Here is an 18995-nt window from a genome sequence, read left to right as displayed (position 1 = left end):
GTTTTAAAAATTGGGACATTTCATCTCGTTTTTTAATAATACACGATGGGCTAGCGAAGTCCATGCTTTTCCATGAAAATCGAAACCAGATGTTCCGGAAACTGACGTTTTAATGGTATCAGCACCGTAAACGACAAGCGGCGCGGCCCTGGACAGGGACGCGCCGCTGTTTGCCGATTAACTGAAGACTTACTTTTTGTTCAAGCGGGTGATCAGGCTGGACGTGTCGTAACGGTTGCCGCCCGCCTGCTGCACTTCGCCATAGAACTGGTCCGTCAAGGTCGTCACGGGCAAGTCGCTGCCGTTGCGTTTCGCTTCGGCCAGGCAGATACCGAGGTCCTTGCGCATCAGGTCGACGGCGAAACCGAAGTCGAACTTGCGCTCGATCATCGTCTTGCCCCGGTTTTCCAGCTGCCACGATTGCGCCGCGCCCTTGGAAATCACGTCGACGACCAGCGCCGCATCGAGCCCCGCGTTTTCCGCAAAGGCAATGCCCTCGCTCAAGGCTTGCACCAGGCCCGCGATGCAGATCTGGTTGACCATTTTCGTGAGCTGGCCGGAACCGGAAGCGCCCATATAGGTGACGGCGCGCGAGAACAGGGCGATGACGGGCTCGGCCCGTGCATACGCCTGCGCATCGCCGCCCACCATCACGGTCAGCTTGCCGTTTTCCGCGCCCGCCTGGCCGCCGGACACGGGCGCGTCGAGGAAGAACACGCCCTGCTCTTTCGCCGCCGCGTGGATGGTGCGCGCCGCTTCGGCGGACGCCGTCGTATGGTCGATCAGGATGCTGCCCGGCGCCATGGTGGACAGCAAGCCGCCCTCTTCCAGGATCACTTGATACAGGTCGTTATCGTTGCCGATGCAGGTGAAGACGAACTCGGCACCCGCTGCGGCGGCGGCCGGCGTGGCGGCGCTGCTGCCCTTGTATTGCTCCAGCCAGGCGGCCGCGCGGGCCGGGTTGCGGTTGTACACGGTGACGTCGTGCCCGCCCGCCGCCAGATGACCTGCCATGGGGAAACCCATGACGCCCAAGCCGATGAATGCCACTTTTGCCATTTTGTCCGTCCTGTCGATGTGTGAATCCGATTATTGTTGCACAAACAGTCGCCGCCGGCAGCATCAAGGCGCGGGGGCGCGCCGATAATACAGGTCGAACTCTTCCTCGCCATCCGGCACGAAGCCGTGACGCATATAGAAGCGGTTCGCCTCGCTGCCGCGCAAGGCGCCCACGCGCACGCTCTTGCGGGCCGCATCGGCCTCGGCAAACACGCGCGCCAGCACGGACGCACCCATGCCTTGCCGCTGGCATTCCGGCGCCAGGTAGAGGTGGTCGAGCAGCAAATAATCCGCTTGCGGGCGCAACACATAGAAGCCGGCCAGCGCGCCGCCGTGGCGCAACTGCCAGGTGCAGGCGGGGTCGTAGGTGGACAGGAAACGCTGGCGCGCCCGCTGCGGATCATAGCGGCCGATGCGCTCCAGGCTGTCGCGCATGGCGGCCACGCGCAGGCTGGCCAGCGCCTCGCCATCGGCGCTGCTGGCTGGGACGAAGGTCAGCATGGCGTCACAGCACTGCGCGCAAGGCCGCCATCAAGGCGGCGCACTCGGCCGGGTTGCCGATGCTGATGCGCAAATACTGGCTGATGCGCGGTGCATTGAAATGGCGCACGATCACCGACTTGGCGCGCAAGCCGGCCGCCAGTTGCGCCGCATCATGCTGCGGGTGGCGGGCAAAGACAAAGTTGGCCACCGACGGCAGCACCTCGAAGCCCAGCGCCGCCAGGTCCGCCGCCAGCTGTTCGCGGCTGGCGATCACGGCCTGGCGCGTCTGCTGGAAATACGCTTCGTCTTGCAGCGAAGCGACGGCGCCGGCCAGGGCCAGCCTATCCAGCGGATACGAGTTGAAACTGTTCTTCACGCGCTCCAGCGCCTCGATCAGGTCCGCATGGCCGAAGGCGCAGCCGACGCGCAAGCCGGCCAGCGAGCGCGACTTCGAGAACGTCTGCACCACCAGCAAGTTCGGATACCGGTCGACCAGGGCCACGGCGCTCTCGCCGCCGAAATCCACATACGCTTCATCGACCACGACCACGGCGTCGGGATGCTCGCGCAGCAAGGTTTCCACGCCGGCCAGCGGCAAGTCCACGCCCGTGGGCGCGTTGGGATTCGGGAAGATGATGGCGCCGCACGGCCCTTGATAGTCTTCCGGGCGGATGCGCATGGTGTCGTCGAGCGCGACCGTCCGGTAATCGATGCCGTACAGCTTGCAATACACGGGATAGAAGCTGTAGCTGATGTCCGGGAACAGCAGGGGTGCGTCGTGCTTGAGCAAGGCCATGAAGGCCAGCGCCAGCACTTCATCGGAACCGTTGCCGACGAACACCTGCGCGCTGTCGAGTCCGTGGTAGGCGGCCAGGGTTTGCTTCAGTTCGCTGGCCGTGGGATCGGGGTAGAGGCGCAGGCTGTCGTTGGCCGCTTCGCGCAGCGCGGCCAGCACCTGCGGCGACGGGCCGTAGGGGTTTTCGTTGGTGTTGAGTTTCACCAGGTCGGGCAGTTTCGGCTGCTCGCCGGGGACGTAGGGGGTCAGCTCGCTGACGATGTTGCTCCAGAATCGGCTCATTGCTTTTATGGGTGGGGTCGGGATGGGAGGGGGTAGATTAACATAGGCTGAGCGGGGTCAAGGTGGGGGGCATCGGCAAGGGGTAGCGTGGACAGCATCGGCATCGGCCCCAGACTGTAGAGGACGTGGCATGAACAGCATGCACAAGCTGAGCGATACGCGGGTGCGGCATGACGCGCTCACGCAACAGGCACGCCAGCGCAAGATCGAGGCATGGATGCGGGTTGCCACCAGCCTCGGCGAACAGATCGCCGTCGAATTGCAGACTGCCACTGAGCAGCTACAGGGCGAGGGTATGGCCGACTTGCAGCGCGTGACGGCACTGGCACAACGCCTGGCAAACAATAGCAAAGCCATGCGCGATACCCTCGGGACACTGTTTGACAGCGGTGAAAAAAGCGAGGAGCATGCAGTGACAAGTACGGAGGATTGCGCCATGGACGAGCAAGTCAACACACTGGGAAAAGACATGGCCGGGGTGAAACTGGACGTTGCTGATTTGAAGGTTGATGTGGCCGGCATCAAGGTGGATGTGGCTGGTCTGAAAACGGATGTCGGCGTTCTCAAGACCGATGTCGGTGGCTTGAAACTGGACCTCGCTGTGGTGCGCTCCAATTATGCGACCAAGTCAGATGTGGCTGAGGCGAAGTCGGCTGTCATCCTGTCGTGTGTGGGGACGATCATTGCCATGTCGGGTGTCGCGTTTGCGGTAGCCAAGCTCGTGCATTAGCTTGGGTTCCTGGGGGCTGGCCTTTAAAACCTGAATGGAGGAAAAAACGCCTTGCGCTGCGCGCTTTGGGCGGTTTTTCTACCTGCATTGAGACGCTGACGATTTTTTGGCGTTGCGCAAATAAAAAAAGCTCCCTTGGGGGGAGCTTCTCTTATGTATTCTGGCGGAGAGGGTGGGATTCGAACCCACGGTACGATTTAACGTACGCTTGATTTCGAGTCAAGTACATTCGACCACTCTGCCACCTCTCCGTTTACTGCGGTCTATTCGCTCAAACGGGCATGCCTGTTTGAACGAGGCGCTATTTTAGCATGGGTGTTGTTGGGTTGGGTAGGGGTTTATTGGTGATTTGCAACCCAATGCTGGACGCCAACCCGAAAAACAATTTGACGATTCGGAGAGCCCGGCGCAAGGCGCGGCTCGCCTTTGTAGACGCCACCTTGGCGCACGCGTGAAAACCAATTGGACGATTCGGAGAGCCCCGCGCAAATATGCGCGGGGCTTCGAATCCCACGCGTACGCCCCGCAGGGGGCGTACTCCTCTTCGCCGCCACAAATAAAAAAAGCTCCCTTGCGGGAGCTTTCTCTATTTGTTCTGGCGGAGAGGGTGGGATTCGAACCCACGGTACGATTTAACGTACGCTTGATTTCGAGTCAAGTACATTCGACCACTCTGCCACCTCTCCATTTGCTGCGGTCTTTTCCCGCATTGCTGCGAGAAGGCAAGATTATAGCAGCCGCTTGAAAAAATGGAAGGACTATTTTAAGCCTTCCATTGCAGCAAGCTGCCTGGTCTTTTTTACGCCTTCAGATGCGTCAGGCCGCCCATATACGGGCGCAGCACTGGCGGGATTTCGACGCTGCCGTCCGCTTGCTGGTAGTTTTCCAGCACGGCCACCAGGGTACGGCCCACTGCCAGGCCGGAGCCGTTCAGGGTGTGGGCCAGTTCCGGCTTGCCGGCGGCGTTGCGGAAACGTGCCTGCATGCGGCGTGCCTGGAAGGCTTCCGTGTTCGACAGGGACGAGATTTCACGGTAGGTGTTCTGCGCCGGCAGCCATACTTCCAGGTCGAAGGTCTTGCTGGCCGTAAAGCCCATGTCGCCCGTGCACAGCGACATCACGCGGTACGGCAGGCCCAGGCGTTGCAATATCGTTTCCGCGTGGCCGACCATTTCTTCCAGCACCTGGTACGAGGTGTCCGGGTGCACCACTTGCACCATTTCCACCTTGTCGAACTGGTGCTGGCGGATCATGCCGCGCGTGTCGCGGCCATAGCTGCCCGCTTCCGAACGGAAGCATGGCGTGTGGGCCGTCATTTTCAGGGGCAATTGGTCGAGCGCGAGGATTTCATCGCGCGCGATGTTGGTCAGCGACACTTCCGACGTGGGGATCAGGTAGAAGGTCTCGCCCTCGCCTTCCACGCCGCCTTTTTTCACCGAGAACAGATCAGCTTCGAATTTTGGCAGCTGGCCCGTGCCGCGCAGCGAATCGGCGTTGACCATGTACGGCGTATAGCATTCCGTGTAGCCGTGCTCGTCCACGTGCGTGTTGAGCATGAATTGCGCCAGTGCGCGGTGCAGACGGGCGATGCCGCCCTTCATCACGGAGAAGCGCGAACCGGTCAGCTTGGTGGCCACTTCGAAGTCGAGGCCCAGCGGGGCGCCCACGTCGACGTGATCCTTGACTTCGAAATCGAACGTGCGCGGCGTGCCGACCTTGCGCACTTCCACGTTGCCCGACTCATCCGTGCCTACCGGTGCCGATTCGTGCGGCAGGTTCGGCACCGCCATGATGAAGTCGCTCAGCTTGGCTTGCACCACGGTCAGGGCCGCTTCATCGGCTTTCAGCTCATCGCCCAGGCCGGCCACTTGCGCCATCACGGCCGAGGTGTCTTCCCCCTTGCCTTTCAACATGCCGATTTGCTTGGACAGCGCGTTGCGCTTGCCCTGCAGCTCTTCGGTGCGCGTCTGGATCGCCTTGCGTTCGGCTTCGAGGGCGGTAAAACCTGCCACGTCGAGCTGGAATTTGCGCGTCGCCAGGCGTTCTGCGACGTTGGCGATGTCTTTACGGAGAAGTTGGATATCTATCATGGGTGAATGGCGGTGCCGATGTATCGAAAGCACTCATTGTACCAAGACCCGTTCAGTTCTTTATGAGTTTTGCACTCGCTCTGCCATCGTCATGGCGGCATGGCCGGGCACTCGCGCCCGCTTTACGGCGGATACTTAAATGAAAGCGGCTTTTTCGGCAGCGGTCAGGCGGCGGGCGCTGACGGTGACGACGGGCATCGTGCTGTCGGCGGCCTGGGCGATCAGGGTCGACGTGGCGCTCACCTCCACCGTGTTGGCGCCGGCGGTGGCGAAGCTGCTACCGATGGCCAGGACGGCGGCGGCGATAAAGGCGATTTCCATGTTTTTCAGTGCGTTCATGATGTGACTCCTGGTTAGTTTGTTTCGTTGACTGCTGCTGGTATGGTGCTACTTTAGCCAACGGCGGCAAACAAGGCCACCGGCTTGCGACCAGCGGCGAAAAACAGGGAGCGAACGGTGAAAAACGGGGACTGAAACGCAAAGAATAGTTACAAGGCCTCATGCACCAGACGGCCCAGCCGGCCGATCGCCTGCTCGATGCGCGGCGTCCACGCATTGCCGCAATTGAGGCGCAGATAATTGCCGAACTTGCCCGAAGCCGAGAACAGCTGGCCCGGCATATACGCCACGCCGTCGGCAATGGCATGGCCATGCAGGGCCAGCGCATCGACCTGCGGCGGCATCTGCACCCACAGCACGAAACCGCCCTGCGGCTCGGACAGCATGCAGTCGACCGGAAAGCTGGCCGCCACGGCATCGGACATGCGCGCGATGCGCTGCACCAGCGTGCGCCGCATCTTGCGCAGCTGCTGGTCGTAGCTGCTGCCCTCCAAAAAATCGGCCAGTACGGCCTGGAAAAAATGGCTGGTGGCGCCGCTCGACACGGTTTTCAGCAAGGCCACTTCCTGCGCGAAACGCCCGGCCAGCACATAGCCCACGCGCGACGCGGGCGTGATGGCCTTGGAAAACGAGGAACACAGCAGCACATTGCCGCTCGTGTCGTAAGCCTTCACGGGCCACGGGCGCTGCGGTGCAAAGCACAGGTCGCCATACACGTCGTCTTCCACCAGCGGAATATTGAATTCCGACAGCAGCCCCGCCAAGCGCTTCTTGTTGGCTTCCGGCATGACGCAGCCCAGGGGATTATTCGCGTTCGGCACGAACAGGCACGCCTGCACGAGGCCGGCGCGCAGGGCCAGTTCGAGCGCATCGAGCGACGGCCCCGTCTTTGGGTCGGTGGGGATTTCCAGCGCCTTCATGCCCAGGCTTTCTATCATCTGCAGCAGCACGAAATACGTGGCCGACTCAATGGCGATGGTGTCGCCCGGTTTGGCGACGGCGCGCAGGCACAGGCTGATCGCTTCCGTGCAGGAATTCGTCACGACGATCTCGTGCGGGTCCAGCTTGCCCCAATCCAGCGCGCGGCGCGTGACCTGGCGCAAGAAATTGCCTTCGCTGACGTCGTAGCAACTGACCTTGCTCAATAACGCCGGCTCGCGCCGCGCCACCGCGCTGATGGTGCGCTGCATGCGCTTGATGGGCAATATCTCGTCGGGCGGCCAGGCCGTGCCCAGCTGCACGATAGCGGGCGCCTCGTTTTCCTTCAGCACGCGCATCAACAGGTTGTTGATGCCGACAAAGGCCGGCTCCTTCAAATGCTGCGCGTCCGCGCTGCAGGGCCGGCGCGGCGCCCGGTGGCGCACGAAATAGCCGGACTGGGGCCGCGCATCGACCTGCCCCCGGTCTTCCATCAGGCGCAAGGCTTGCATCACCGTGCTGACGGAAATGCGCTTTTGCTGCGCCAGGTGGCGGATCGACGGCAGGCGGTCGCCGGGCGCGAACACGCGCGCGTCGATCAAGGCGCCCAGCTCGTTGGCCAGGTGCTCGTACAGATTCAAAGGCGCGCTCATGTTCATCCCTTCAGTATGCGGCTGGCGCGCGCGGCACGCACAGATACAGTTGCCCGTTTTTTTGACAAGCACAGTGTACGATGAAGCGCACTGTATGCATGACAATTTCGTTTTCCTGCATCTGTCATGGTTCAAGCCCAGCGCCTAAGCTGTTCCTGTCAGCACAACAGGAGCGATGCCATGCAAACCGACCACGAATTACGCAGCGAACGGCCCTTGCGCCTGGAAAAAGCGCGCGCCAGGGTCATCGAATGCCTGTCCGGCACGGCGTGGATCACGGCCTACGCCCAGTTCGAGGATTGCGTGCTGCGCAGCGGCGAACGCTACACGATCCCGAATGACGGCCTGGTGCTGGTCGAAGCCGTGGGCAACGGACGCATCCGCGTGCATGGGACGGCCGCACCGCGCCCCGCCCTGCTGCGCTGGCTGAACCTGGCACTGCCTCACACCTTGAATATTAGGAATACATGACTCAAGCACCACCATTGCGCGTCCTCGTCACGGGCGCCGCCGGCAGCATCGGCACCGCTTTCTGGAAGCGCCGGCACGGGGAATTCTCCCTGCGCCTGGCCGACCTGCACACAGGCAAGCTGGCCGAAGCGCCCTGCCCGCCCATGCAGCTCGACGTCAGCGATTACGCCGCCTGCCTGGCCGCCTGCACCGATACCGACGTGGTGCTGCACCTGGCCGGCGTGCCGCACGCCAGCGCCGATTTCGACGCGCAATTGCTGCAGCCGAACATCATCGGCACGCACAACATCTTCCGCGCGGCACAAGCGCAGGGAGTGAAAAGAGTGGTATTCGCCAGCAGCGCGCAAGCCGTCGAAGGCTATCCGCTGGACGTGCAAGTGCACGAAAGCATGCCGGCGCGGCCGGCGAACATGTATGGCGCCAGCAAGGCCTTCGGCGAAGGCGTGGCCTCCGCATTCGCCCACCAGCATGGCATGACGGCGATCGCCGTGCGCATCGCCAACGTGGCGCAGTTTGAGAAAGGTCAACAACACAGCGCGCGCGACATCGCCGCCTTCATCAGCGAACGCGATGTGGTGCAGCTGCTGGCCCGCTGCATCGCCGCCGACGTGCCGCCCGGCTACCACGTCGTGCATGGGGTGTCGGACAACCGCTACAAACGGCTGTCCATTGCGGCGACACGCCAGCTGGTGGGCTACGCGCCGCAGGATGACGGTTTTAGCTTGCTGGGCTTGTAGCGTCAGCCCTTGCCGGCTGGCTTGCCCGCTTTTCTGTCCAGTTCGCGCAGCCACGCCAGCTTGTCGGCGATTTTACTTTCCAGGCCGCGCGGCACGGGCTGGTACCAGCCCGGTTCCGCCATGCCGTCCGGAAAATACGTTTCACCGGCCGCATACGCATCGGGTTCATCGTGCGCGTAGCGGTAGGCGTGGCCGTAGCCGAGTTCCTTCATCAATTTCGTCGGCGCATTGCGCAAATGCACGGGCACTTCCTTGGACTTGTCCTTCTTCACAAACGCCATGGCCGTATTAAAAGCGTTGTAGCCGGCATTGCTTTTCGCGGCGATCGCCAGGTAGATCACGGCCTGGCCCAGGGCCAGCTCGCCTTCGGGCGAACCGAGGCGTTCATACGTTTCCGCCGCGTCATTGACCATGGTCAAGGCGCGGGGGTCGGCCAGGCCGATGTCTTCCCAGGCCATGCGCACGATGCGCCGCGACAGATAGCGCGGGTCGGCGCCGCCGTCGATCATGCGGCAAAACCAGTACAGGGCCGCATCCGGGTTCGAACCGCGCACGGACTTGTGCAGGGCAGAAATCTGGTCATAGAAATTGTCGCCGCCCTTGTCGAAGCGGCGCGAATTCAAGGTGAGCGCATTGTCGACGAAGGCCGCGTCGATGGTCGTCGTGCCCGTCGAGCTGGCGGCCGTCTCGGCCTGCTCCAGCAAGTTCAAAAAGCGGCGCGCATCGCCATCCGCATAGCCGATCAGGGTGTCGGCCGCCGCCTCGTCGAAGGTCAAATGCGTCAGCGCCGTGCTTTGCGCCTTGGCCAGCAACTGCTTCATCTCGTCTTCGTTGAGCGACTTCAACACATACACTTGCGCGCGCGACAGCAGCGCCGAGTTCACTTCGAAGCTGGGGTTTTCGGTGGTGGCGCCGATGAAGGTCACCAGACCCGACTCCACGAAAGGCAGCAAGGCGTCCTGTTGCGATTTATTAAACCGGTGGATCTCGTCGACAAACAATAAAGTGTGCTTGCCGAACTGGTCCAGGCTGTGGCGGGCCTGGTCCATGGCCGCGCGGATATCTTTCACCCCTGCAAACACGGCCGACAGAGCGATGAATTCGCTGTCAAACGCGTTGGCCATCAGGCGCGCCAGGGTCGTCTTGCCCACGCCGGGCGGCCCCCATAAAATCATCGAATGGGCCTTGCCCGCCTCGAACGCCAGGCGCAGCGGCTTGCCGACGCCCAACAGATGCGTCTGGCCGATGACTTCGTTGAGAGTAGCAGGCCGCAAGGCTTCGGCCAGCGGCTGGCGCGGTGCGGTGGAAAAGAGATCCGCCATAATATGTACCAGGTAAGAATGCAAAGGCCCCGCATGGTGCGAGGCCGGTCAAAAAAACAGCACGTGAAAAACTTAGTTGTTGATCACGTCCGCGCCTTTAGGCATCACGAATTTGAAATGGTTCGCGGACAGTGCCGGATTTTTCTGGAAATTCTTGAACGCCAGCACCGACGTCTGCCCGAACGAGTCGCGCAATTCCATCGCTTCCGGCACGCCGTTGCGCAGGCCGATGGTGATTTCGTCGAAGGTCGTGTCCTTCGCTTTCGGCGTCGCTTTCAGCCATTCCAGGCCATCGCGCGTGCCTGCTTCGGCCAGGGTGAAATTCTTTTCCAGGTCGTTGCTGCCGAACAAGATGGCGGCCGGCGAGGAACCGAGCGCGTCGCCCAGCTTCTTGACCGTCACCTGGCTCAGGTCCTTGTCGTAGATATACAGCTTGTCGCCGTCCGCCTGCAGCAGCTGCTCGTATGGTTTCAGATACGTCCAGATGAACTTGCCTGGGCGCGCGAACTCGAACGTGCCGCTGGCTGGCGTCGACACTTTCGCCTTGCCGCTGGCGTCCGCCTTCTTGACCTGGCGCTGCACGAACTCGCCCTTGGCCGACTTGGTGCCGGCCGCAAAGCTCTTGAATTGCTCGAGGGCACTGGCCGAGGCGCTGGCCGCGAACAGCATACTGCAGGCGACGCTGGCCGCGCCGATGATCATTTTTGCTGCGAAAGTCGTATTCTTCATTCCGTTACCCTTGTTCACTACTCGCCGCCGGCACCAGGATTTCCCGGTTGCCATTGGATTGCATGGTTGAAACCACCCCGCTCTGCTCCATCTGCTCGAGCAGACGGGCCGCGCGGTTGTAGCCGATGCGCAAATGACGCTGCACCAGCGAAATTGAGGCGCGGCGGTTTTTCAGCACTACCGCCACCGCCTGGTCGTACAGGGCATCGGCCTCGCCGCCGCCCTCGCCCGGCGCGCCGCCTTCGGCGCCGTCGCCTTCCAGGGTGCCGCCTTCGAGGATGCCCTCGATGTAATTCGGTTCGCCCTGCAGCTTCAAATGGCTGACAACGCGGTGGACTTCTTCATCCGACACAAACGCGCCGTGCACGCGCATCGGCAAGCCGGTGCCGGGCGGCATGTACAGCATGTCGCCCATGCCCAGCAGGGTTTCCGCGCCCATCTGGTCCAGAATCGTGCGCGAATCGATCTTCGACGAGACCTGGAAGGCGATACGCGTCGGGATATTCGCCTTGATCAGCCCCGTGATCACGTCTACAGATGGGCGCTGCGTGGCCAGAATCAAGTGCAAGCCGGCGGCGCGCGCCTTTTGCGCGATACGCGCGATCAATTCCTCGACTTTTTTACCCACCACCATCATCAAGTCGGCCAGCTCGTCGATGATGATGACGATGGTCGGCAGTTTTTCCAGCGGCTCGGGCGAATCCGGCGTCAGGCTGAACGGATTCGGGATGTGTTCTTCGCGCTTTTTCGCGTCGGCAATCTTCGCGTTGTAGCCGGCCAGGTTACGCACGCCCATCTTGCTCATCAGCTTGTAGCGGCGCTCCATCTCGTTCACGGCCCAGTTCAGCGCATGGCCTGCCTGGCGCATGTCCGTCACGACGGGCGCCAGCAAGTGCGGGATGCCTTCGTAAACGGACATTTCCAGCATCTTCGGATCGATCAGGATCAATCGCACGTCGAGCGGGTCGGATTTATACAGCAGCGACAAAATCGTCGCATTGATGCCGACGGACTTGCCGGAACCGGTGGTGCCGGCCACCAGCAAGTGGGGCATCTTGGCGAGATCGGCCACGACGGGCTTGCCGGCGATATCCTTGCCCAGCGCAATCGTCAGGCTGGACACGCCATCGTTGTAGACCTTGGAGCCGAGGATTTCCGTCAGGCGCACGATCTGGCGCTTGCTGTTCGGCAATTCCAGCGCCATGTAATTCTTGCCGGGAATGGTTTCCACGACGCGAATCGAGGTGAGCGACAGCGAACGGGCGAGGTCGCGCGCCAGGCCCACGATCTGACTACCCTTGACGCCCGTGGCCGGCTCGATCTCATAGCGCGTCACCACAGGGCCGGGGTAAGCGGCCACTACCTTGGCATCCACGCCAAAGTCCGATAATTTCTTTTCGATCAGGCGGCTCGTGAATTCCAGGGTTTCCACGGACACCGTTTCCACCACGGGCGGCGCTTCGTCGAGCAGCGACAAAGGCGGCAGCTTGCCATCGCCCAAGTTTTCAAACAGGTGCGCCTGGCGCTCCTTTTCCACGCGCTCCGATTTCACCACGGTCACGACTTGCGGCTCGATCTTGACGGGCGGCGCGGCCACGTGCTTTTCCACGTGCTTGGCCCGCTCGATCACCACCACCTCGTCGCGGCGCACGGCGGCCACTTCGCCCTGGCGGCGGTCTTCGCGGTCCTGGTAGCGCAGCACAAACCAATTGAATGCGTCTTCGATGGCGCCGCCGATGCGTTCGGCCACTTGCAGCCACGATACATGGAAGAACAGGCTGAAACCGAGGCCGAACAGCAGCAACAGCAGCAGGGTGGCGCCAGTAAAGCCAAACGCTTCCTTGCTAGCATGTCCGACTAGCTGGCCCAGCACGCCGCCCGGGTCGCGCGGCAGCTGCACGTGCAGGCTCTTCGCCATGCGCAGGTATTCAAGGCCCATGCTGCCGATCAGCATGATGGAGAAGCCGACGATGCGGATCAGCATCTCGACATGGTGCTCGCGCTCCACCTCCTCCTCTTCCAGCAGGAAGCGCTTACTCAGGCGGCGATAGCCATTCCACACGGTGCGCAGCAGCCACACGCACCACCACCAGGCGGAAAAGCCGAAGATATACAGCAGCAAATCGGAAAAGGTCGCACCGAGCTTGCCGCCCAGGTTGGCCACCTTGTCGACATTGGTGGCATGCGACCAGCCGGGGTCGAGCTTGTTGAAGCTGGCCAGTATCAGCACGAAATACAGGGCAAACGCGGCCAGCGCGAACCAGCGCGCCTCGGACAGCAGCCGTACCAGCCGGTTGGGCAAGGGCCGGCGTTCGACCGGTTTTCGGGTGTAGCTATTTTGATTGGCCTGGGCTGGTTTAGTCATTCTGGGAAGCGCTGCAAGGTGAAAAATGTTTCTGAAAGGGAATTTCCCATAATAAGGAAGTATTCTAAGCCATATATGCCCCGGACGGCCCCACGATTCGTCGCTACAGGCGGCTTGGTCTATAATCGTGGATTGCTTGCGCAAGCGCAATACGCCCTTGTTCTTCGCGCGTATGCCCCCAATTCGGATAGACCCCACTCATAGAGAAGCCTCATTATGACCACTACCAAACACGCCCGCGTTTTGATCCTCGGCTCCGGCCCAGCCGGCTACAGCGCCGCCGTCTACGCCGCCCGCGCCAACCTGAACCCGATGCTGGTCACCGGCGTGGAACAAGGCGGCCAGCTGATGACCACCACCGACGTGGAAAACTGGCCAGGCGACCCCATGGGCGTGCAAGGTCCGGACCTGATGCAGCGCTTGCTGCAGCATGCCGAGCGTTTCAATACGGAAATCGTGTTTGACCATATCCACACCACTTTCCTCAATGAAAAACCGATCCGCCTGAAGGGCGACAGCCACGAATACACGTGCGATACGCTGATCATCGCCACGGGCGCGTCCGCGCAATACCTGGGCCTGCCGTCGGAAGCGGAATTCATGGGCAAGGGCGTGTCCGCCTGCGCCACCTGCGATGGCTTCTTCTACCGCAACCAGGAAGTGGCCGTCGTCGGCGGCGGCAACACGGCCGTCGAGGAAGCGCTGTACCTGTCGAACATCGCCAATAAGGTCACCCTGATCCACCGCCGCGACAAGTTCCGCGCCGAAGCGATCTTGATCGACCGCCTGAACGCCAAGGTTGCCGAGGGCAAGATTGTGTTGAAATATAACCACACTCTGGATGAAGTGACGGGCAACGAAGGCGGCGTGACGGGCCTGAACATCAAGTCGACCATCGACGGCAAGGTCGAAGCATTGAGCGTGCATGGCGTGTTCATCGCCATCGGCCACAAGCCGAACACGGGCATCTTCGAAGGCCAGCTGGAAATGCACAACGGCTACATCAAGACCAAGACGGGCCTGGAAGGCATGGCCACGGCCACCAGCGCGCCTGGCGTGTTTGCCGCCGGCGACGTGCAAGACCATATCTACCGCCAGGCCATCACCAGCGCCGGCACGGGTTGCATGGCAGCACTGGACGCCCAGCGCTACCTGGAAGGCCAGGAGTAAGCGTCGCATGGCGTCGATGAAAGACTTTGCCGACCTGAAAGCGGTCAGCAAGCAGCTCAAGGAGCAGGCCGATGCGCGCGCGCAAGCCGCGGCTGAGCGCGCGCAACAGGTCAAGGTGCAGGCCGTGGAAAGCAATCTGTTCAAGGCCAGCATCGGCGGCGTCAAGCGCCTGCCCGAGTCGGACCGCTACATGCCCAGCCTGCCCAAGGCGGGCGCGGCCAGCGTCCAGCAGCCCGCGCGCAAGTTGTCCCCGGAAGAGGACGACGCGGCCGTGCTGCGCGAGTCGCTGTCGGACTTGTTCGAGGTCGACCATTATCTGGAAAACGATCCGGCCCTGAACTACGCCCGCCCCGGCGTGGGGCCGGACGTGGTCAAGAAGATGCGCAAGGGCCACTGGCCCATCCAGGATGAGCTGGACTTGCACGGCTTGCGCCGCGACGAGGCGCGCGACGGCATCGGCGCCTTCTTGAACCAGGCGACGCGGCGCAAGCTGCGCTGCGTGCGCGTAATCCACGGCAAGGGTTTTGGCTCGAAAGGCCAGGAACCGGTCTTGAAATCGATGGTGCACAGCTGGCTCGTGCAAAAGGATGAAGTCATCGCCTTTTGCCAGGCGCGCCGCTCCGAAGGGGGCGATGGCGCCCTCGTCGTGCTGCTCTCGGCAGCCCTGCAGCCCATCCGCTAGGATAGATAGCAAGAAATTACAATTCAGTAACAAGTTACACCCTGCGCACGGCCCCGTTTGTCACCATTCGGGGCCGTGTCATGTTAACCTGTGACAATTATTTCCTGCTTAGCGTCTCGTGCACGCGCTCCACCCATGATGCCACCCCAATTGCCGCCTGGCTCGCTGATCAAGATCATTGAGGTCATCGCCATCCTGGTGGGCGCGTTTTCCGGCTTCATCGAAGCGCGGCGCAAGCGCATGGACCTGGTCGGCGTATTCGTCGTGGCCTTCATCACGGCGTTCGGCGGGGGCACCTTGCGCGACATTCTGCTCGACAAGCGGCCTCTGTTCTGGGTCTCGCACCAGGAATATGCGATCCTGATCTTCGTGCTGGCCCTGACGGCCGCGCCCCTGATCCAGCATTTGCGGCAGATCGTCTCGGAACGCCTGATCGTCATCGCCGACGCCATCGGCCTGGGCATGTTCGCCATCGCCGGCGTGGCCGAAGCCATGCGCGCCGGCATGCCGATCTTCATCGCGTCGATGATGGGAGTGATTACGGGGATTTTCGGCGGCGTGATGCGCGACATCGTGTGCAACGAAGTGCCGATGGTGTTTCGCGACGGCAAACCGTACGCCATCTGCGCGTTCTTCGGCTGCTGGGCTTATTTATTGCAGATGCACTTCGGCGCCGAACACGACTTCGCGCTGTGGACCAGCGCCAGCGGCATCACGATACTGCGCCTGATCTGCTGGAAATTCGACATGCGGCTGGGGCGCTGATGCGCAATCCGGCAGCTTGGGTGGCTCAGCAGCGTCGGCTTACGCGCTGGCGCGCTAAGCCGACCTACGCGTATCAACGTGCATCAGGCCGTAGGTCGGATTAGGCTCGAAGAGCCGTAATCCGACAACATTGTTGGCTTGGATTTACACCGCGTCCGGACCCGTCTCGCCCGTGCGGATGCGGATGACCTGCTCCACGTCGCGCACGAAGATCTTGCCGTCGCCAATCTTGCCCGTGCGGGCCGCCTTGATGATGGCGTCGACCACCAGTTCCGACACGCTGTCGTCCACCACCACTTCGACTTTGACTTTCGGCAAGAAGTCGACCACGTACTCGGCGCCACGGTACAGCTCGGTATGGCCCTTCTGGCGGCCAAAGCCCTTCACTTCCGTCACGGTCAAGCCCGTCACGTTCACGTCGGCCAGCGCCTCGCGTACTTCGTCGAGCTTGAATGGTTTGATGATGGCGGTAATCTGTTTCATGGCTTTCTCCTTATTGATAATCGTCAGTTCTTCATTAGCTGGCTTAACGGAACCCCGCCTTACTCGTAAAACTTCGAGGTAATCGGGTAGCGCCAGTCGCGGCCGAAGCCACGGTGCGTGACGCGGATGCCCACCGGCGACTGGCGCCGCTTGTATTCATTGATCTTGATCAGGCGCGTGACCCGGGCCACATCGGCCGGCGGGTAGCCAGCCTCGATAATCTCGGCGATCGGCCGGTTTTCTTCCATGTACAGCTGCATGATGCCGTCGAGTACGTCGTATGGCGGCAAGGAATCCTGGTCCAACTGGTCGGCGCGCAGTTCGGCCGACGGTCCCCGCGTCAGTATGCGCTCGGGAATCACGTCCGACACGCTGTTGCGCCAGGCACACAGGCGGTACACGAGCGTCTTGGCAATATCCTTGATCACGGCAAAGCCGCCCGCCATGTCGCCGTACAGCGTGCAATAGCCGACCGCCATCTCGCTCTTGTTGCCCGTCGTCAAGACGATACTGCCATGCTTGTTCGACAGGGCCATCAGCAGGGTGCCGCGGATGCGCGCCTGGATGTTTTCTTCCGTCGCGTCTTCCGCCAGCCCCGCGAACTCACCGGCCAAGGTAGCGCGGAAGGCGTCGAAGGTTTGCTTGATCGGAATTTCATCGTAGCGCACATCGAGGCGTTTTACCATGTCGCGCGAGTCGATCCACGAGATATCGGCCGTAAATTGCGACGGCATCATCACGGCGCGCACCTTGTCGGCGCCCAGCGCATCGACGGCGATGGCCAGGGTCAGCGCGGAATCGACGCCGCCCGACATGCCGATCAGCACGCCCGGAAAGCCGTTCTTGACTATATAGTCGCGCACGCCCAGCACCAGCGCCTGGTACACCTGCGCCTCGGTGGTCAACGGGGCGGCCAGCGGCTGCGGCAAGGGCGTGGCGCCGTCGAACTCGACCAGTTGCAAGTCTTCCTCGAAATGGCGCAGCTGGGCGCAAATCGTGCCGGCCGCATCCATGACAAACGAATCGCCGTCGAAAATCAGCTCGTCCTGGCCGCCGACCAGGTTGGCGTACACGAGGGCCATGCCTTGCGCGCTGACGTTCTTGCGCATGGTTTCATAGCGCAGATGCTGCTTGTTCATATGGTAGGGCGAACCGTTCGGCACCAGCAGCACTTGCGCGCCGGCCGCGCGGGCGCGCATCGGCGCATGCTCGAACCATGTGTCTTCGCAGATATTGATGCCGAAACGCACGCCTTTCACGCCAAACACGAAAGCCTGGTCCGACGACGTAAAGTAGCGTTTTTCATCGAACACGGTGGTGTTCGGCAAGTCGTGCTTGCGGTAGGTGCCCAGCACTTCGCCATTGACCAGCACGGAGGCGGCATTGTGGCGCACGCCCTTCTCGTCCTGCAGGGGCACGCCCACCACCACGTGCAAATCCTTGAACTGGGCCAGGTCGGCCGCCAGCCCCGCAAACGCTTCCTGCGTTTTTGCGTAGAATGCATTGCGCAGTAATAAGTCCTCGGGTGGATAGCCGACCAGCGACAGTTCCGGCGTGAGCACGATATCGGCGCCCGCTTCAAAGGCGCGGCGGGAAAGGTCGAAGATCTTGGCACGGTTGCCGGCCAGATCGCCGACCGTACTATTCATTTGAGCAATTGCGACTTTGACTGTCATGATGATGGATATTTTCGTTCTATTAAACAAGACAGGGGCACACAGGCCGATGGTGGCGCCCCGAGAGTGATGAATGCACACTACAACAATGAATTATCGCACGGCTATCGTCACTACCCTGGCTGAAATTGGCGAAGCGGCCTGGTCTGAACTGCTGGCGTGCCAGGCGGATAGCAATCCCTTCCTCTCGTATGCCTTTTTGCACGCGCTGCACGAGTCCGGCTGCGCCAGCGCGGACACGGGCTGGCAACCGAATTACCTGGTGCTGTGGCAAGGAGACACGCTGGCCGCCGCCCTGCCCCTGTACCTGAAAATGCACTCGTATGGCGAATACGTGTTCGACTGGGCCTGGGCCGACGCCTATCAGCAGCATGGCCTCGAATACTACCCGAAACTGCTGTCCGCTATTCCCTTTACGCCCGTCAGCGGCACGCGTTTGCTGGCCCGCGATGGCGAAGCGCGCGCCGCCCTGCTGGCCTTTTTGCAGGCCCAGCAGCAAGCGGCCGACGTGTCGTCCTGCCATATCCTGTTCCCGCCGGAAAGCGAGGCGCGCCAGCTGGCCGAGGCCGGCTACCTGATGCGCAGCGGCGTGCAGTTTCACTGGCTCAATCCCGGCTACACGGATTTCGAGCAATTTCTCGCCACCCTGGAACACAAGAAACGCAAGAATATCCGCGCCGAGCGGCGCAAGGTGCGGGAAGCGGGCGTGACCATGCGCCAGGTGCGCGGCATGGACGCCACGGACGCGGATTGGAAACTGTTCCACCGCTGCTACAGCAATACCTATGCGGAACACCGCTCCTCGCCCTATCTGTCGCTGGACTTCTTCCGGGGCATCGCCGCCGGCATGCCGCAGAACATTTTATTGGTGATCGCCGAGCGCGAAGGCCGGGCCATTGCCGCTTCGCTGGTGATCCACACGGCCGACACTTTATATGGCCGCTACTGGGGCGCGCTCGAGCATGTGCCGTGCCTGCACTTCGAGACGGCCTACTACCAGCCGCTGGAATTTTGCATCGCCAACGGCATCGCCACCTTCGAAGGGGGCGCCCAGGGCGAGCACAAGATGGCGCGCGGCTTCCTGCCGCAAAAGACCTGGTCCGCCCACTGGCTGGCCCACCCTGCCTTTGCCGACGCCGTGCAGCGCTTCCTCGAGCGCGAACGGGGCGGCATCGATGCCTATCTCGATGAGTTGAACGAACACAGCCCGTTTCGCGCATAAAAAAACGCTCCCGGCCATGACTGG

The 18995-nt window shown here is 61.8% G+C and carries 18 protein-coding genes and 2 tRNA genes; 7 read left to right on the top strand and 13 right to left on the bottom strand.

The features are described 5' to 3' along the window. Positions 1-189: 189 nt before the first annotated feature. From D9M09_RS07530 to hisC, 3 genes are all read right to left on the bottom strand, one after another. Complete coding sequence (locus tag D9M09_RS07530; protein ID WP_070291277.1) at positions 190-1059, bottom strand: NAD(P)-dependent oxidoreductase; 870 nt, start codon at positions 1057-1059, stop codon at positions 190-192. Positions 1060-1122: 63 nt separating this feature from the next. Next, on the bottom strand, positions 1123-1560 hold the full coding sequence (locus D9M09_RS07525; protein WP_070291278.1) for a GNAT family N-acetyltransferase: 438 nt from the start codon (positions 1558-1560) through the stop codon (positions 1123-1125). Positions 1561-1564: 4 nt separating this feature from the next. Beyond that, positions 1565-2620 (bottom strand): histidinol-phosphate transaminase, encoded by a 1056-nt coding sequence (hisC, locus tag D9M09_RS07520; protein ID WP_070291279.1) that lies wholly within the window; start codon positions 2618-2620, stop codon positions 1565-1567. Between the two features lie 130 nt (positions 2621-2750). Between hisC and D9M09_RS07515 the strand changes: the two genes are divergently transcribed. Next, positions 2751-3350, top strand: coding sequence for a hypothetical protein (locus tag D9M09_RS07515; RefSeq protein ID WP_139143733.1), 600 nt, complete (start codon positions 2751-2753; stop codon positions 3348-3350). A gap of 161 nt (positions 3351-3511) precedes the next feature. Here D9M09_RS07515 and D9M09_RS07510 read toward each other — a convergent pair. The 5 genes from D9M09_RS07510 to D9M09_RS07490 form a co-directional block, all read right to left on the bottom strand. After that, positions 3512-3601, bottom strand: a tRNA-Ser gene (locus D9M09_RS07510). A 345-nt stretch (positions 3602-3946) separates the two neighbouring features. Continuing rightward, positions 3947-4036: transfer RNA gene (locus D9M09_RS07505), tRNA-Ser, on the bottom strand. A 113-nt stretch (positions 4037-4149) separates the two neighbouring features. Further along, the gene (gene serS, locus D9M09_RS07500; RefSeq protein ID WP_099410689.1) at positions 4150-5439 is read right to left on the bottom strand and encodes a serine--tRNA ligase; all 1290 of its coding nucleotides are present in this window, start codon (positions 5437-5439) and stop codon (positions 4150-4152) included. 135 nt (positions 5440-5574) lie between these two features. Continuing rightward, positions 5575-5778 carry a hypothetical protein gene (locus tag D9M09_RS07495; RefSeq protein ID WP_070313182.1) on the bottom strand — a complete coding sequence of 68 codons (204 nt, stop codon included), beginning with the start codon at positions 5776-5778 and terminating at the stop codon, positions 5575-5577. A gap of 149 nt (positions 5779-5927) precedes the next feature. Beyond that, positions 5928-7349 carry a PLP-dependent aminotransferase family protein gene (locus tag D9M09_RS07490; protein ID WP_121670997.1) on the bottom strand — a complete coding sequence of 474 codons (1422 nt, stop codon included), beginning with the start codon at positions 7347-7349 and terminating at the stop codon, positions 5928-5930. 180 nt (positions 7350-7529) lie between these two features. On the opposite strand from D9M09_RS07490, the gene D9M09_RS07485 reads away from it, so the two are divergent. After that, positions 7530-7820, top strand: coding sequence for a DUF2917 domain-containing protein (locus tag D9M09_RS07485; RefSeq protein WP_070313181.1), 291 nt, complete (start codon positions 7530-7532; stop codon positions 7818-7820). After that, positions 7817-8557 (top strand): NAD-dependent epimerase/dehydratase family protein, encoded by a 741-nt coding sequence (locus D9M09_RS07480; protein ID WP_121668955.1) that lies wholly within the window; start codon positions 7817-7819, stop codon positions 8555-8557. The genes D9M09_RS07485 and D9M09_RS07480 overlap by 4 nt, the downstream gene beginning before the upstream one ends. A 2-nt stretch (positions 8558-8559) precedes the next feature. Here D9M09_RS07480 and D9M09_RS07475 read toward each other — a convergent pair whose 3' ends face one another. The 3 genes from D9M09_RS07475 to D9M09_RS07465 all read right to left on the bottom strand — a co-directional run bounded on the left by D9M09_RS07475 (position 8560) and on the right by D9M09_RS07465 (position 12973). Continuing rightward, a complete protein-coding gene (locus tag D9M09_RS07475) occupies positions 8560-9879 on the bottom strand; it encodes a replication-associated recombination protein A (protein WP_070225008.1) in 1320 nt (439 codons plus the stop codon). A 72-nt stretch (positions 9880-9951) separates the two neighbouring features. Further along, entirely contained in the window at positions 9952-10581 is a 630-nt protein-coding gene (lolA, locus tag D9M09_RS07470) for an outer membrane lipoprotein chaperone LolA (RefSeq protein ID WP_099410692.1), read from the bottom strand. Positions 10582-10612: 31 nt separating this feature from the next. Continuing rightward, entirely contained in the window at positions 10613-12973 is a 2361-nt protein-coding gene (locus D9M09_RS07465) for a DNA translocase FtsK (RefSeq protein WP_121668954.1), read from the bottom strand. A gap of 216 nt (positions 12974-13189) precedes the next feature. Here D9M09_RS07465 and trxB point away from each other — a divergent pair, with 216 nt between their 5' ends. The 3 genes from trxB to D9M09_RS07450 all read left to right on the top strand — a co-directional run bounded on the left by trxB (position 13190) and on the right by D9M09_RS07450 (position 15590). Then, complete coding sequence (gene trxB, locus D9M09_RS07460) at positions 13190-14143, top strand: thioredoxin-disulfide reductase (protein ID WP_034786153.1); 954 nt, start codon at positions 13190-13192, stop codon at positions 14141-14143. A gap of 7 nt (positions 14144-14150) precedes the next feature. Further along, positions 14151-14825 (top strand): Smr/MutS family protein, encoded by a 675-nt coding sequence (locus D9M09_RS07455; protein ID WP_121668953.1) that lies wholly within the window; start codon positions 14151-14153, stop codon positions 14823-14825. A 135-nt stretch (positions 14826-14960) separates the two neighbouring features. Then, complete coding sequence (locus tag D9M09_RS07450; protein WP_034786156.1) at positions 14961-15590, top strand: trimeric intracellular cation channel family protein; 630 nt, start codon at positions 14961-14963, stop codon at positions 15588-15590. A 144-nt stretch (positions 15591-15734) separates the two neighbouring features. On the opposite strand, the gene D9M09_RS07445 is transcribed toward D9M09_RS07450, so the two are convergent. Together D9M09_RS07445 and D9M09_RS07440 are read right to left on the bottom strand one after the other, a co-directional pair. Continuing rightward, positions 15735-16073, bottom strand: a complete 339-nt coding sequence (locus D9M09_RS07445; protein ID WP_034758685.1) for a P-II family nitrogen regulator — start codon at positions 16071-16073, stop codon at positions 15735-15737. A 59-nt stretch (positions 16074-16132) separates the two neighbouring features. Continuing rightward, positions 16133-17749, bottom strand: coding sequence for an NAD+ synthase (locus D9M09_RS07440; RefSeq protein WP_121668952.1), 1617 nt, complete (start codon positions 17747-17749; stop codon positions 16133-16135). 88 nt (positions 17750-17837) lie between these two features. Between D9M09_RS07440 and D9M09_RS07435 the strand changes: the two genes are divergently transcribed. Beyond that, complete coding sequence (locus tag D9M09_RS07435) at positions 17838-18971, top strand: GNAT family N-acetyltransferase (RefSeq protein ID WP_121668951.1); 1134 nt, start codon at positions 17838-17840, stop codon at positions 18969-18971. Positions 18972-18995: the final 24 nt, after the last annotated feature.

It is taken from the genome of Janthinobacterium agaricidamnosum (assembly GCF_003667705.1).
GTDB lineage: Bacteria > Pseudomonadota > Gammaproteobacteria > Burkholderiales > Burkholderiaceae_D > Janthinobacterium.
The sequence above is the reverse complement of the archived record's forward strand: the minus strand, read 5'-3'. Positions and strand labels throughout refer to the sequence as shown.

Bases quoted from the DNA above. Each gene is read 5' to 3' on its own strand.
- D9M09_RS07485 (WP_070313181.1), top strand. From the start codon at position 7,530: ATGCAAACCGACCACGAATTACGCAGCGAACGGCCCTTGCGCCTGGAA.
- trxB (WP_034786153.1), top strand. From the start codon at position 13,190: ATGACCACTACCAAACACGCCCGCGTTTTGATCCTCGGCTCCGGCCCA.
- D9M09_RS07445 (WP_034758685.1), bottom strand. From the start codon at position 16,073: ATGAAACAGATTACCGCCATCATCAAACCATTCAAGCTCGACGAAGTA.
- D9M09_RS07455 (WP_121668953.1), top strand. From the start codon at position 14,151: ATGGCGTCGATGAAAGACTTTGCCGACCTGAAAGCGGTCAGCAAGCAG.
- D9M09_RS07465 (WP_121668954.1), bottom strand. From the start codon at position 12,973: ATGACTAAACCAGCCCAGGCCAATCAAAATAGCTACACCCGAAAACCG.
- D9M09_RS07475 (WP_070225008.1), bottom strand. From the start codon at position 9,879: ATGGCGGATCTCTTTTCCACCGCACCGCGCCAGCCGCTGGCCGAAGCC.
- D9M09_RS07490 (WP_121670997.1), bottom strand. From the start codon at position 7,349: ATGAGCGCGCCTTTGAATCTGTACGAGCACCTGGCCAACGAGCTGGGC.
- hisC (WP_070291279.1), bottom strand. From the start codon at position 2,620: ATGAGCCGATTCTGGAGCAACATCGTCAGCGAGCTGACCCCCTACGTC.
- D9M09_RS07435 (WP_121668951.1), top strand. From the start codon at position 17,838: ATGAATTATCGCACGGCTATCGTCACTACCCTGGCTGAAATTGGCGAA.
- serS (WP_099410689.1), bottom strand. From the start codon at position 5,439: ATGATAGATATCCAACTTCTCCGTAAAGACATCGCCAACGTCGCAGAA.
- D9M09_RS07440 (WP_121668952.1), bottom strand. From the start codon at position 17,749: ATGACAGTCAAAGTCGCAATTGCTCAAATGAATAGTACGGTCGGCGAT.
- D9M09_RS07450 (WP_034786156.1), top strand. From the start codon at position 14,961: ATGATGCCACCCCAATTGCCGCCTGGCTCGCTGATCAAGATCATTGAG.
- D9M09_RS07480 (WP_121668955.1), top strand. From the start codon at position 7,817: ATGACTCAAGCACCACCATTGCGCGTCCTCGTCACGGGCGCCGCCGGC.
- lolA (WP_099410692.1), bottom strand. From the start codon at position 10,581: ATGATCATCGGCGCGGCCAGCGTCGCCTGCAGTATGCTGTTCGCGGCC.
- D9M09_RS07530 (WP_070291277.1), bottom strand. From the start codon at position 1,059: ATGGCAAAAGTGGCATTCATCGGCTTGGGCGTCATGGGTTTCCCCATG.
- D9M09_RS07525 (WP_070291278.1), bottom strand. From the start codon at position 1,560: ATGCTGACCTTCGTCCCAGCCAGCAGCGCCGATGGCGAGGCGCTGGCC.
- D9M09_RS07495 (WP_070313182.1), bottom strand. From the start codon at position 5,778: ATGAACGCACTGAAAAACATGGAAATCGCCTTTATCGCCGCCGCCGTC.
- D9M09_RS07515 (WP_139143733.1), top strand. From the start codon at position 2,751: ATGAACAGCATGCACAAGCTGAGCGATACGCGGGTGCGGCATGACGCG.